Source organism: Nocardia sp. NPDC003482 (genome assembly GCF_053588115.1).
Genome location: NZ_JBSFPI010000006.1, coordinates 76,309 through 90,012, shown reverse-complemented (window position 1 = coordinate 90,012; position 13,704 = coordinate 76,309). Strand labels below are relative to the sequence as shown.

At 69.5% G+C, this 13,704-nt stretch carries 11 protein-coding genes; 6 read left to right on the top strand and 5 right to left on the bottom strand.

Going from position 1 to position 13,704, the window contains the following annotated elements; genetic code table 11:
- Positions 1-157: 157 nt before the first annotated feature.
- Positions 158-2,326, top strand: coding sequence for an MMPL family transporter (locus ACWDSJ_RS11225; RefSeq protein ID WP_450031173.1), 2,169 nt, complete (start codon positions 158-160; stop codon positions 2,324-2,326).
- A 296-nt stretch (positions 2,327-2,622) separates the two neighbouring features.
- On the opposite strand, the gene ACWDSJ_RS11220 is transcribed toward ACWDSJ_RS11225, so the two are convergent.
- Entirely contained in the window at positions 2,623-4,065 is a 1,443-nt protein-coding gene (locus ACWDSJ_RS11220; protein ID WP_450031171.1) for an MFS transporter, read from the bottom strand.
- Positions 4,035-5,045 (bottom strand): alpha/beta hydrolase, encoded by a 1,011-nt coding sequence (locus ACWDSJ_RS11215; RefSeq protein ID WP_387360258.1) that lies wholly within the window; start codon positions 5,043-5,045, stop codon positions 4,035-4,037. Before ACWDSJ_RS11215 ends, ACWDSJ_RS11220 begins: the two co-directional genes overlap by 31 nt.
- Before the next feature lie 182 nt (positions 5,046-5,227).
- Here ACWDSJ_RS11215 and ACWDSJ_RS11210 point away from each other — a divergent pair, with 182 nt between their 5' ends.
- The 3 genes from ACWDSJ_RS11210 to ACWDSJ_RS11200 all read left to right on the top strand — a co-directional run bounded on the left by ACWDSJ_RS11210 (position 5,228) and on the right by ACWDSJ_RS11200 (position 6,851).
- Complete coding sequence (locus tag ACWDSJ_RS11210) at positions 5,228-6,199, top strand: alpha/beta hydrolase (protein WP_450031169.1); 972 nt, start codon at positions 5,228-5,230, stop codon at positions 6,197-6,199.
- Between the two features lie 89 nt (positions 6,200-6,288).
- Entirely contained in the window at positions 6,289-6,600 is a 312-nt protein-coding gene (locus ACWDSJ_RS11205) for a DUF6968 family protein (protein ID WP_387360254.1), read from the top strand.
- Entirely contained in the window at positions 6,597-6,851 is a 255-nt protein-coding gene (locus ACWDSJ_RS11200) for a DUF6968 family protein (protein WP_387360252.1), read from the top strand. The genes ACWDSJ_RS11205 and ACWDSJ_RS11200 overlap by 4 nt, the downstream gene beginning before the upstream one ends.
- A 9-nt stretch (positions 6,852-6,860) precedes the next feature.
- Here ACWDSJ_RS11200 and ACWDSJ_RS11195 read toward each other — a convergent pair whose 3' ends face one another.
- Both ACWDSJ_RS11195 and ACWDSJ_RS11190 read right to left on the bottom strand, forming a co-directional pair.
- Positions 6,861-8,924 carry an AMP-binding protein gene (locus tag ACWDSJ_RS11195; protein WP_450031166.1) on the bottom strand — a complete coding sequence of 688 codons (2,064 nt, stop codon included), beginning with the start codon at positions 8,922-8,924 and terminating at the stop codon, positions 6,861-6,863.
- Positions 8,925-8,951: 27 nt separating this feature from the next.
- On the bottom strand, positions 8,952-9,782 hold the full coding sequence (locus tag ACWDSJ_RS11190; protein WP_450031164.1) for a hypothetical protein: 831 nt from the start codon (positions 9,780-9,782) through the stop codon (positions 8,952-8,954).
- A gap of 290 nt (positions 9,783-10,072) precedes the next feature.
- Here ACWDSJ_RS11190 and ACWDSJ_RS11185 point away from each other — a divergent pair, with 290 nt between their 5' ends.
- Positions 10,073-11,302: an esterase/lipase family protein gene (locus ACWDSJ_RS11185; protein ID WP_450031162.1), complete on the top strand. Its 1,230-nt coding sequence runs from the start codon at positions 10,073-10,075 to the stop codon at positions 11,300-11,302.
- Between the two features lie 83 nt (positions 11,303-11,385).
- Positions 11,386-12,393, top strand: coding sequence for an alpha/beta hydrolase (locus ACWDSJ_RS11180; protein ID WP_450031160.1), 1,008 nt, complete (start codon positions 11,386-11,388; stop codon positions 12,391-12,393).
- Positions 12,394-12,406: 13 nt separating this feature from the next.
- Here ACWDSJ_RS11180 and ACWDSJ_RS11175 read toward each other — a convergent pair whose 3' ends face one another.
- Positions 12,407-13,654 carry a PucR family transcriptional regulator gene (locus ACWDSJ_RS11175; protein ID WP_387360242.1) on the bottom strand — a complete coding sequence of 416 codons (1,248 nt, stop codon included), beginning with the start codon at positions 13,652-13,654 and terminating at the stop codon, positions 12,407-12,409.
- Positions 13,655-13,704: the final 50 nt, after the last annotated feature.

Sequence of the window (13,704 nt, the reverse complement as noted above, 5' to 3'; positions counted from 1 at the left end):
CGTCAGTGGCTCAGGGACACATCACAATTCGGTACCGGACGCGCTTGTCACATGTCGAGACTCTCGAATCCGCAGCCGAAAATTCGCTGGGAGTTGTTACGTTTGCGCTGTTCGTGGCCCTCGCCGAAATACGATGTCATCGATTAGGAGGAAGGCATTGTTCGCCGAGTTCACCCGCTGGGTCGACGCGATCGTGCGGCGGCGTTTCACGGTCATCGGCGTCGCGGTCGCCGGGCTGCTCGCGCTCGGCCTGTACGGGCTCGGGCTGGGCGACCATCTCAGCGTCAGCGGATGGGACGACCCCGGTTCGGAATCGGCGCGGGCGGCCCGGGTCAAGGACGAGGCGTTCGGGCACGACCACATCGCCGACGTGATCCTGCTCTATCACGCGCCCGCGGGGAAGACGATCGACGATCCGGCGTTCGCGGCGACCGTCACCGGGCAGTTGAACGCGCTGCCGCAACGGTTTCCGGACCGGATCGCCAAGATCAACGGCACCTACTGGCCGACCGAGACGGGGCTGGCGCTGCCCGACGTCTTCGGCACCCCGGACCGCGACTACGCCTTCGCGTCGGTGGCCATTCGCGGCAACGACGACACCGAGGTGATGCGCAACTACCGCGCGGTGGCCGACGAGTTCCGCATACCCGGGATCGATATGGAGGTCGCGGGCGGGCAGCCGGTGGCGAGCGCGTTGAACGACACCATGGCCCACGATCAGCGGCGGATGGAGTTGTTCGCCATCCCGGCGGTGGCGGTGTTGTTGTTCTTCCTGTTCGGCGGGGCGGTGGCGGCGTCGCTGCCGCTCATCGTGGGCGGGCTGACGGTGCTCGGGGCGTGGGGGATCATCCGGGCGCTCACCACGGTGACCGAGGTGAATTCGTTTGTGTCGCCGGTGGTTTCGATGATCGGGCTGGGGCTGGCGATCGACTACGGGTTGTTCATCGTGAGCCGGTTCCGCGAGGAGCTGGCCGACGGGCACGAGGTACCGGTGGCGGTGCGGCGGTCGGTGCTGACCGCGGGTCGGACGGTGGCGTTCTCGGCGACGATCGTGGTGGTCGCGGCGGGGGCGATTCTGCTGTTCCCGCAGGGGTTTCTGCGGTCGTTCGCGTTCGGGGCGATGGTGACGGTGGCGCTGGCGGCGCTGATCTCGGTGACGGTGCTGCCCGCGATGCTGGCGGTGCTCGGGCATCGGGTGGATTGGCTGGGGTTCAACCGTTTTCACGCGCGGCGGGCGGCGGACCGGGGGCGCGACAACGCGTGGGGGCGGCTCGCGGGGTGGGTGATGAGAAGGCCGGTGGCCGTGGCGGTTCCGTTGCTGGTGCTGCTGGTGGTGTTGATCGCGCCGGTGCGGAACGTGGCCTTCGGCGGGATCAGCGAACTGTTCCTGCCGCCGGAGCATCCGGCGCGCACGGCGCAGGCGCGGTTCGATCACATCTTCCCGCTGCGGCAGATCAATCCGGTGGATCTGGTGGTGATCACGCACAACACCGCCGATGTGGACGGGGTGGTGAACGCGGCCGGCAAGGCGCCCGGACTGACCGCGCCGTTCCCGCCCGCGGTGCAGGGGCCGTCGCATCCGAACGTGTTCACCACCTCGACGGTGTTGCGGGACGCGCACGACGCGGACGCGACCATCGACTATCTGCGGTCCATGCCGTTGCCGAAGGGGACGACGGTGTTGGTGGGCGGTCAGCCCGCGATCCAGCGGGACAGCGTGGACGCGCTGCTGCACCGGATGCCGTGGATGATCGCGCTGGTGTTCCTGATCACGACGGTGCTCATGGTGGCGGCGTTCGGCTCGGTGGTGTTGCCGTTGAAGGCGGCGGTGCTGAACCTGCTGGGGCTGGGATCGACGCTGGGCATCCTCACGTGGATCTTCGTCGAGGGTCACGGGGCGGGGCTGTTGAACTTCACCCCGCAGCCCATCATGGCGCTGGTGCTGGTGTTGATCGTCTCCGTGATCTACGGCCTGTCAACCGATTACGAGATCTTCCTGCTGGCCCGCATCGTCGAGGCCCGCGAGGCGGGCGCCACCACCACCGAGGCGGTCCGCACCGGCATCGCCCGCACCGGCTGGATCATCACCGCGGCCGCCCTCATCCTCATCGTCGTCACCGGCGCCTTCGCCCTCTCCGACCTGGTCATGATGCAGTACATCGCCTACGGCATGGTCGCCGCCCTCCTCATCGACGCCACCCTCCTCCGCCTCCTCCTCGTCCCCGCCACCCTCCGGCTTCTCGGAAACTTCGCGTGGTGGACGCCTGCCTTCCTCCGCCGCCGCCGTCACCCGGCTCCTACCCCTGAACCCACCCTCCACCCCTAGGTTCGGGGGTTAGGCATTGTCCCCCAACGGATTTCGTGGGGGCTCGGCTGGCCGAACGATTCAGCGGACCGCCTCGTCTGCGAGGCGTTGCAGATAGCGGGCGAACTGTCGGCGGTCCGCGCCCCGACGACCACAGCTACGAACTGTTCACCGCGGTCCCCTGACCCCCAGGCCCGGCAACCCAGCCGCACCTTTTATTCCGATCCGCACCCCTTCTGGGGCCCTGTAGCGGGTGCGGATTCGAATAAAGGGTGCGGCTGGGTTCGTTAAACCACTTGGTTGTCGGGCTTTTGGGGCTAGGGGGTGGAGAAGGTCCAGGGGGTGGTGGCGGTGGGGGTGTGGTTGGGGAGGGTGAGGGTGAGGGCGGAGAGGAGGAGGGCGGCGGCGGTTATGGCGGTGAGCATGGTGGTGCTGCCGGTGAGGGTGTGGGATTGGAAGAAGACGGCGCTGAGGGTGGCGAGGCCGACCGAGTTGCCGATCTGTTCGATGGTGGGGAGGAGGCCGGAGGCCTCGCCGAGGGAGTGTTCGTCGAGGTTGGCGAGCATGAGGGGTTGCAGGGGGATGCCGAAGACGCCGACGCCGAAGCCCGCGAGGAAGGTGGGGCCCATGACGAGGGGGAGGTTGACCGTGCCGCCGGTGATGTGGAGGTAGGCGATGCCGATGGCCACGCAGACGGCGAACAGCGCGATCCCCGCGGACAGCGCGCGAATGCCCCAGCGGTTCACCAGGATCGGGGAGCCCACCGCGCCCACCCCGGCGCCGACGGCGAAGGGGGTCATGGCGATCCCGGTGCGCAGCGCGGAGAAGTGCAGCACGTCCTGCAACAGGATCGACACGGTGAACACGAACGCCGTGAACACCCCGAAGAAGATCCCCACCAACGTCGATCCCACCGCGAACGCCTTGTCCGAGAACAGATCCAGCCGTACCAGCGCACGCCCCCCGGCCCGCCGGGCCGCCCGCTCGTGCGCGATGAACACCGCCCCCAACACCAGCGCGATCACGAGATACCCGGCGTGCACCGGCCGCCACCCCGCCTGCTGACTGTCCGACAACGCGAACAACAACAGGAACAACGCCCCCGTCGCCACCACCGTCCCCCGCAGATCCAGCGGCTCCCGCTCCGGCGCGGCTCCCATCCGCAGGAACTTCCACGCCAGCGCGATCGCCACCACGCCCAACGGCAGATTCATCAAAAAGATCGCGTGCCAACCCAATCCGAACGGGTCCACCGTGATCAGCGCCCCGCCCAGGATCGGCCCCAGCATCCCGGCGAACCCCGCCACCGCCCCGTACACCGCGAAGGCGTACTGATGATGCTCCCGCCGGAACGTCGCGGTGATGATCGCGATCGTCTGCGCCGCCATCCCCGCCCCGGCCACCCCCTGTACGATCCGCGCGATCACCAATTCCATTGCCCCGGTGGACATCCCGCACCACACCGACGCCGCCGTGAACGCCGCCGCCGACCACAGGAACATCCGCCGCCGCCCGGCTGTCGCCCCGATCCGCGCGGCCACCAGCAGCACGCACGCGAACGCCAGCGAGTACCCCGCCACCACCCACAACTGCTGCGACCGCGAGGCCCCCAGCTCGGTGGTCACCACCGGCAGCGCGGTATTGACGATCGTCACGTCGATCATCTGCATGAACACCGAGATCAGGCACGCCCCGAACGCCCCCAGCGCGACGGTCGCCTCCTGCCGGGTCATCCCAGCGCCGCCTCGAACATCGGCCACGAATTGCGCAGATCCTGCTGCCAGTACGCCCATGCGTGGGTGCCGGTCGGGCGGAAGTCGAAGGTCGCCGGAACGTTCAACTGCCGCAACCGATCCTGCAACTCGTGGGTGCACATGTTCGTCACCGCCTCCAGCGGCGCGCCGAAGATCAGCTGGAACAACAACCGCGCCGGATTGTTGTTCGCGCCCGGCAGATTGTCGTAGGCGCCCGGCTGCCCGGTCCCGCTGGCCACGTAGATCGCGGTGCCGCGCAAGCGATCCGCGTGCAGATACGGGTCGTTGGCGCGCCAGGCCGGATCGGTCGGCGGCCCCCACATGTTCACCGCGTTGCCGCGCTCCTGGGTGACCACCGCCTGCACCATCGCCTGACCGGTCGGATCGCTGGTCCGCACGCACCCGCTGTAGGACCCGATGGCCTTGTACAGGCCGGGCGCGGACAAGGCCAGCTGGAACACCGACGTGCCCGCCATGGACACCCCCGCGATGGCGTTCGTCCCGGTGCCGTGGAAGGCGGCGTCGATCACCGGGGGCAGCTCCTTGGTCAGGAACGTCCCCCACCGCTGCCGCCCGAGGACCGGATCGTCGGAGCGCCAATCGGTGAAGTAGCTGCCCGCCCCGCCGAACGGCACCACGACGTTCACCTGCTTGTCGTGAAAGAAATCGACGAGATCTGTTCCATCCAACCAATTTCCGTCGATTCCGCCGTTGGCGCCGTTCAGCAGATAGAACGTCGGCGCGGGGGCGTCGGGATCGGCGGCCCGCAGCACGCTGATCGTCGTGGTGCTTTTCATCGCCGCGGAATAGACCTCGAGTTCGACCAGCCGATCGGAACGCTCCCGCGTTTCGACGATGCGGGTGCCGTCGGCGGATTCGCCGGTCGGCGCGGGCTCGGCGTGTGCCGCGCGCGCGCCGACCGTCGTGCACAACAGAGTGAGGGCGACGGCGATCGCCGCGCCCGTGCGGTGCGTGAATATGGACATGTTGACTCCTGGCCCCGGGTGGGACGGCTCGAATTCGTAGTCAACAACATCGGTGCGAAGATCACCGCACTTTTCGAGCAACATTGTGTCGGTTACCAATTCGGCACGAGATCGTTTGCCGAAATCACCAAACCGGGCACGCGGCCATTGCCGTCGCGACAGCGGAATCCTAGCGTCGGGCCATGACCTCGCGTCGAGCATCGCACGGATCACGCTGGCGCGCATCCCTGTTGGCGCTGCTGGTCGTCGCGGGCTCCGGCTCCCCCGCCGTCGCCGACGCGCCCCCGAGCCGGGTCGTCGAGCTGTCGGTCCACTCGGCGGCCATGAACGCCACCGTGCCGGTCCGGGTGCTGCCGCCGCGCGATCCGAGCCGCCCGGCCCCGGTGCTGTACCTGCTCAACGGGATCGACGGCGGCGTGGACGGCGACGGCTGGATCGAGCGCACCGACGTCGACCGCTTCTTCGCCGACAAACAGGTGACCGTGGTCGTCCCGACCGGCGGGGCGGGCAGCTACTTCACCGATTGGCGCGCCGACGATCCGGTGCTGGGCCGCCCGCGCTGGACCACCTTCCTCACCCGCGAACTGCCCCCGGTGATCGACGCCGCCTTCCACGGCTCGGGGGCCGACGCGATCGCCGGGGTCTCCATGACGGGCACCTCGGTGTTCCAGCTCGCGATGGCCGCGCCCGGCCTGTACAAGGCGATCGGCTCCTACAGCGGGTGCGTGCGCACCAGCGACCCGGCCGGGCAGGCCATGGTCGCCACCATCGTCACCGCCATGGGCGGCACGGTCACCAATATGTGGGGACCGCCCAACGATCCGGCCTGGGCCGACAACGACCCCTATGTGCACGCGGATCGCCTGCGCGACACCGCGATCTACGTCGCCGCGGGCAACGGCCAGGCGGGCGCGCTGGATCGTCTCGACAGCACCGGCATCAACGGCAACACCGCCAAACTCGCCGACCAGCTGGCGATCGGCGGCATTCTCGAGGCGATCTCCGACGGCTGCACCCGCGCGCTGCGCGACCGCTTCCGCGACCTCGGCGTCCCGGCCACCTTCGATCTGCGCCCGGCGGGCACCCACTCGTGGGGCTACTGGCAGCAGGATCTGCACAGCAGCTGGCCGATGTTCGAATCCGCGCTGAGCTGAGCTGGGACCTGTCACCAAAGCCGTTGGAAACCAACGCAAGTCGCCTAAACTCCCACCGGAAAGATCGCGGTCGAGCCCGGAGGTCAGCGGTGGGCAAGGGTGTCGGTGAGGTGGTGGCGACCCGGACGATCGCCGACCGGGAACGACGAATTCTGATCGAGATCGGCAAGCCGGTGCCGACGCTGTGGGGTCGCGACTTCCGCTGCGGCTTCCGGGTCCAAGGCCGCGGCGAATCGACCGTGCGCGGGGTGGACGGCCTCGCCGCGCTCTACAACGCGCTCATCGCCGTCGGCGACGAACTGGCCGCGGCCCGCCGCGAGGGCGCGGACCTCACCGTGTTCGGCCAGTTCGATATGCGTTTCCCGGTCCGGGCGCCGCGCGGACGGAACCGGCGGCGATGACCGATCGGCTGGGCGAGCCGATCGCGACCCGCACGCTGCGCGGCAACACCGGACCGGTGACGGTCACCATCGGCCGCCCGCATCGCGACGCCGACCGCCCCGACCTGTTCGTGTGCCCGTTCCGGATCGGCGGCCGCCCCGACGCGGTGGGCGTGGGGCTGGACGAGGTGCAGGCGTTGCTGTCGGCGCTGCGCATCATCGGCGCGGTCCTGGCCCTGCCCGACGATTGGCCGGTGTCCCGGCCGCGGTGAGCACCGAGCTCACCCGGCCGGTTGCCCGCCCAACATCCGTTTGAGCACCTTGCCGGTCTCCCCGCGCGGTAACGCGTCGAGGAAGTGGACGTCGCGCGGAACCGAGAAGCGGCTCAACCGGTTCCGGATGTAGGTGCGGATCATGTCCGAGTCCAGTCCGGATCCCTCGCGCTTGACCACGAACGCCGCCAGCCGCTGCCCGAACTCGCGATCGGGCACCCCGACCACCGCGACATCGGTGATCTGCGGCAGATGCGCCAGCGCCTCCTCGACCGGGCGCGGGAAGACGTTCTCGCCGCCGGAGATGATCATCTCGTCGTCGCGCCCGGCGATGAACAGCCGCCCGTTGACGTCCAGATAGCCCAGATCGCCGGTGTCGAGCAGCCCGTCGGCCTCGTCCGGCGGCGCGTAGTTGACGTACCCGTCGAACAGCATGTGGTTGCCCACGAAGATCCGCCCGGTCGCCCCGACCGGCACCGGCCGCCGATCCGGGCCCAGCACAGCCACTTTCGTGCCCAGCGGCGGACGGCCCGCGGTGGTGGGCGAGACGCGCAGATCCTCCGGCGTGGCGACCGTCGCCCAGGACACCTCGGTGGAGCCGTACACGTTGTAGAGCACATCGCCGAAGGTGTCCATGAACCGCAGCACGGTCGCCCCGGCCAGCGGCGCGCCGCAGCTTGCGACCACACGCAGGCTCGAGGTGTCGTAGCGGGCCCGCACCGCCAGCGGCAGATCCAGGATGCGCTGCACCATCGTCGGCACGACGACCAGTGTGCTGGCACGGTTCTCGGCGATCAGCCGCAGGCACTCGCGGGCGTCGAACTCGCGCGGCAGCACCACGGTGGCGCGCAGCGCGGTGCTCAGCTGCAACGCGGCCAGGCCCCAGGTGTGGAACAGCGGCGCGGGGATCACCATGGTCTCGTGGACGCTCCACGGGATCCGCGACAGCAGCGCCGCCACCGTCGCGAAGCCCTTGGGGTGCGGGCGGCGGGCGCCCTTGGGCACGCCGCTGGTCCCGGAGGTCAGCACGATCAACCGGCCCGGCCGCGAGGATCGGCGAAAGTCCTTGTGCCCCAGGTCGATCAGGTCGTCGATGGAGGTTCGCTCGGCGGCCGTGTCGGGGGTCGGATCGGTGCGGTAGCGGCGCACGCCGTCGCTGAGGTACCGCACCAGATGTTCCAGGCCCCGGTCCACGAACAGGGTGGTGAGCCGGTGCCGCTGCACGGTGTCCTCGAGTTGGCGGGAGGAGAGCCCGGCGTTGAGCAGCACCACGTCGACCCCGAGTTTGCCCGCGGCGACGAGGGTTTCGACCGCGCCCGCGTGATTGTGCGCCAGCAGGCCGACCGCGTCTCCGGCGGTCAGCCCGAGGTCGGCCATGGCGGCGGCGAGAGCCTGTGTGCGCGTGTGGATCTCGGCGAAGCTGCGCTGCCCGCGATCGTCGACCACCGCGGTGCGGCCGGGATCGACCACCGCCGCGGCCGCGTAGCCCCCGGCGAGGGTGAACCCCCAGCGCGACAGCGAATTCAATTGCAGCACGGCCTGATCGAGCCGATAGGTGCGGGCCACCCCGCTGGCGACGATCTGGCGCAGCACCGCCGCGTGCTGCCGCAGCGCCGCGCGTTCGCCGTTGGCCGCGACCGCGGTGGACGCGCCCTGCGCCAGCTCCGCCACCCGGCCCAGCCCCTCCTCGAGCCAGGCCCGGATGCGCGCGTTGGGCAGCGGCGCGACGACGGGATGGACCCGGCCGGGCGCGAAGCAGGTGACCGTGATCCGGGTCAGCTCGTCGCGATCGCGCAGCCGCACCACGGCGAAACTGCCGAGCGCCGGGCAGCGCAGCTCGAAGGTCACCCCCGGCACGACGACGACCAGAACGGCTGTGAGCGTGTGGATCTCGGCCTCGGGCGTGCCGATCCGCAGCTGCCACTGCGGGTGTCCGCCGATCGCGGCGACGGGGTCACAGGCCCCGATTCCGGTGAACAGGCGGGCGTAGGTGCCGCATTCGGTGAGCAGCTGCCAGACGGCGCTGCGGGCGACCGCCACCTCGGCGGTCACCTCCATGATGTCGGTGGACAACGTCGTGCTTTCCTCGTGCGCCCACGATCACCCGAGGCGGACCTCGGCCGTCGCGTATCCGAACAGTTTGTGCTCCCCCGCGTCCGCGTCGACCACGATCGTGGCGGTGCGGCAGCGGGGATTGAGCCACCCCACCTGGCCGCGGAAGACCACCCGCCCCGGTCCCGGCGTCCGGTGCAGCCGCGGTGCGTAGTGCAGGCGGCACCGGGTCAGCGCGGCGGGATCGCCCGCCCAGGAACCGACATAACCCGCGGCGAGGCCGAGGCCGATCGCCCACGGCGGGGGTGGTTTGTGGGCGCCGAGCACGACGGCGTGCGGCGGCAGCGCGGTGCCGACCCGTAGCGAGTCGAAGCCGACCGTCGGGCGCACCACGACGGGGCGCGGCGACGAATTCGCGTGGGCGCGAGCGGCTTCGGGGTCGGCGCGGCGGCGGGACAGCGGGATCGACACGAGCGCGCCGTCCGGCTCGCTCGTGCGGGCGCCGTCGTCGGCCGTGGCCAGCCGCCCCTGGATCAGCAGGGTGGTGGTGCGGACGTGCACGAGTTCGTCGTCGCGGTCGCGCAGCCTGGTGGTGAGCGAGACGATGCGATAGTCGCGGTAGTGGTGGAAGGCCTCGCACAGGACATCGGCGTCCAGCGGCTCTCCGGCAACGAGCGGGCGAATGATGTCGAGCACGTATTCCACGTGCAGAATCCGGTCGGCGTCCCAGTTGGCGACCACCGCGGTCAGGGCCGCGTCCTCCACATCGGTCGTCACGGCCGTCCCGGCGGCCTCGGCCGCCAGCACCGCATTCCGGCTTCGGAACCGCCACCGCCCGATAACCGGCTGCGCGTCGGTGTCCCGGACGAATATCGACATCGTGCTCCTCGCGCCTGACCTGACACGCTCATGGTGGCCCACGAACTCCCCTCTCCCGGACGGTTGCGAGTGAATCCGGAAAAATCACCGAACCGCGAGGCGATCCGTGCGCATTTTTCACAGTTACGAGCTGTCAACCTTCCCTGCGGGCGTTCCCGCCGGTGGTGAGGTACCCAGAATGAACGCCGTCGCGGCCGCGAAAGCCGCGCCGCGCCTTACGTTTTTGCCCGTCGCGGTGCACTTCGACCGCACCGTGACCGAACGATGAGGTTCCGCAGGAGGCAAAGATTATGAAACGAAGTGCCGCCCGGCGCGGGCTGCGCGTCGGAATACTCGCCGGCGCCGCGACCCTCGCCATGGCATTGACCACCGGGGGTGCGAATGCCGCCCCGGAGTTGACGCCGGATGAAGCGACACAGCAACAGCAGCTGGCGCAATACATCGACCAAGGGCTGAAGAATCCCGACGCCCATCCGATCGCCGACAGCGGTAGCGCGGGCAGTTCCGGGTCCGCGTGCACATCCGGCAGCGGGGCGGGTTCGGGAAACGGCTCCGGTGATTGTTACGGCGGTTCGGGTTCCAGTTCCGGCTCGTCGGGCGGCCACTATTCCGACACCGTCGGCTACGGCCCGGCATCGACGTCGTTCATCGGCGCGTTCGGCTACAGCCTGCTCAATCCCAACGCGGCCCCGCCCGGCACCAACGACTGGGGCTGCAAGCCGACCGCTCAGCACCCCGAGCCGGTCGTGCTGATCCACGGCACCTGGGAGAGCGCCTACGACAATTTCGCCTACATCTCCCAGCCCATCCACGACGCGGGCTACTGCGTGTTCACCCTGAACTACGGTCAGGCCAACCTGATCGAGGGCGGCGGTCTCGGCTCGGTGCTCCCCGGCGCGAACGCGACGGAGAACATCGCCGAATCCGCCAAGCAGATCAGCGCTTTCGTCGACCGCGTGCTCGCCGCGACGGGCTCGCAGAAGGTGAACCTGATCGGTCACTCGCAGGGCGGCACCGTGTCGCGGCAGTACCTGAAGTTCGAGGGCGGCGCGTCGAAGGTGCACCACCTGATGACCTTCTCCGCCACCAACCACGGCACCACCCTCGACGGCATCGGCGCGCTGGGCCGGGCCATCAACAACCTCGGCATCGACGTGCTGGGGCTGGTGGAGATCTTCGTGGGCCACAGCGGTATTCAGCAGACCGTGGGCTCGGACTTCATCAACAACCTCAACGCCGGTGGTGACACCGTGCCGGGCGTCGACTACACCGTGGTCGGCACCCGCTACGACGAGATCTCCACGCCCTACGACCTGACCTTCCTGAAGGCGGGCCCGGGCGCGACGGTCCGCAACATCACCCTGCAGGACGGCTGCGAGCAGGACGTGTCCGATCACCTGACGATCATGTACTCGCCGCGGGCGTTGTCGATCATCCTCAACACCCTGGATCCGGCCCAGACGCCGAATCTGACCTGCACCTTCAACCCCTGGTTGTTCGGCGGCGGCGGCTCGCTGTAAGACCCTTTTCCCACATGTGCTCGCCGGGCGGATATCGGAGCCTCTCCGCCCGGCGGGCACAGCCGTTTTTCTCAGGAGTACTCATGTTCCGGAACATGCTGCGCCGCATCGCGTTTCCGGCCGTCGTGGTCGTGGCGGGCGCACTGCTCGGCGCGGCCCCGTGCGTGGCCGACGCGCCGGACGGCTCGGCGATCACCGGCCGCTGGCAGGTCGACGAGCGGACCGTGCAGCTACGGGTGCACTCGGCCGCGATGAACACCGACATCATGGTGAACGTGCAGCGGCCCGCCGATCCCGACGCGCCCGCGCCGGTGCTGTATCTGCTCAACGGCGGTGGCGGCGGCCAGGATTCGGCCACCTGGCAGCGCAACACCGATGTGCTCAGCTTCCTGTCCGGCAAGCAGGTCAACGTCGTGCAGCCGGTCGGCGGGCGGTGGAGCTACTACACCGACTGGCGCGCGCCGGACCCGAAACTCGGTGTGTACAAATGGAAGACGTTCCTCACCGAGGAACTGCCGCCGCTCGTCGACGCCGAATTCGCCACCACCGGGGCCAACGCGCTGGCGGGCCTGTCCACCTCGGGCACCTCGGTGCTGCAACTGCCGATCGCCGCGCCCGGCCTGTACCGCGCGGTGGCAGCCTACAGCGGCTGCGCGCAGATCAGCGATCCGCTCGGGCGGCAGTTCGTGAAGCTGTCGGTGGAGCAGTGGGGCGGCGGCGACACCCGCAACATGTACGGCCCCGACGACGATCCGATGTGGGCGGCCAACGATCCGTACCTGCACGCCGATCAGCTGCGCGGGCTGGCGCTGTTCGTGTCCAGCGGCACCGGCATCCCCGGCATCTACGACGTCTACAACGGCAGCCACATGCAGCCCGGTCCCCGCGGGTACGCCAATCAGCTGGTGATCGGCGGGGTGATCGAGGCCGCCGTCGACTACTGCACGCACAACCTCCAGAATCGCCTGGGGCAGTTGGGCATTCCGGCGACCTTCGATTTCGAACCCGCGGGCACCCATTCGTGGGGCTACTGGGAGGACGCGCTGAAGCGGTCCTGGCCGGTGCTCGCGGGCGGCCTGGGCATCGCCTAGGCCGCCGCGGCCGTCACTTTCCCGCCAGGCCCTCCGCCTGGCGGAAAGTGCGGGCGATGATCGCCGAGCGCAAATACCACAGGCCGGAGGTCTCGGTGGGGTCGAAACCGGTGAGGGTGCCGATGCGCTTGAGCCGGTAGTCCACCGTGTTGGTGTGCACGTGCAGCAGCCGGGCGGTGCGCTGGCGGTTGAGGTTGTTGGAGATGTGGCACTGCAGGGTGTGCAGCAGTTCGGGGTGCTCGTCGAGCGGATCGAGCAACGCGCCCAACGACTCCCGGCCCGGCCCCGGCCGGGTGAGCTGGTATTCGAGCGCCAGATCCGGGAAGCGGTACACCCCCGGGATGCAGTGCAGCCGGTGCACCATGTCGAGCAGTTCGTGGGCGCGGTCGGCGGCGCCGGGGATCTCCACCACCGCCGCGGTCACCACGGCCGCGGTGATCGGCACGTGCGCCGCGGCCGACAGGCCCGCCACCAGATCGTCGAGCCCGGCGTCGTCCACGGCGTCGGCGGGCACCAGGATCGTGCCGCCGTCCACCGACAGCAGCGACAGCATCGTCTCGTCGCAGCGGGTGGCCAGTTCGGCCTGCAACCGGCGCAGTTTGCGCCGGGCCACGACCTTGCCGTCCAGCATCGGGTTGTTCTCGTCGGGATGCCGCGGAATCGACAGCGCCACAACCGAATACGATTCGGCGATCTCGATGCCGCATTCGCGGGCCATGGTCGAGGTCGAGTAGCCGCCCAGCAGCGCGGAGGTGAGCGTGTGCACGGCGGTGTGGTGCTCGCTGACCACGGCCTTGTGCTCGCGCACGTAGGCGCGCGCGACGGTGCCGGTCATTGTGTCGAGCATCTCCACCACCAGCCGCGAGGCGGCGACGACGCTCTGGTAGTCCTTGTCGGTGGCCTGCGACATCACCAGGGCCATACCGACTTTGAAGCCCTCGTGGATGGCGTGCACGATCGTGTCGATCGGCACGCCCTCGCGCGCCCAGCCCGCGGCGGCCTCGGCGAGGCGGTCGGTCTTGGCCGGGATGTCCTGTCCGTCGAGCATGCTCACGGCCAGTTCCAGGCACAGTCGGGTGATGGTGGTGACGTCCCCGGACAGGGCGTCGCCGGGCAGGGTCCCGCACGGGACCACGTTGTCGACGAAATGGCCGACCAGCTGCCGCGACAACGCGCGCACGTCCTGCAGGGGCGCCGACATCGGCTTGCCGGACACGGTCAACTGCGTCCGGAACGCTTCGCCGGTGGTAATGGTCGTCATCGTCGGCTCCTCTCCGCCCCGGGCGCTGGGATACCCCGCGCCCTCATCGG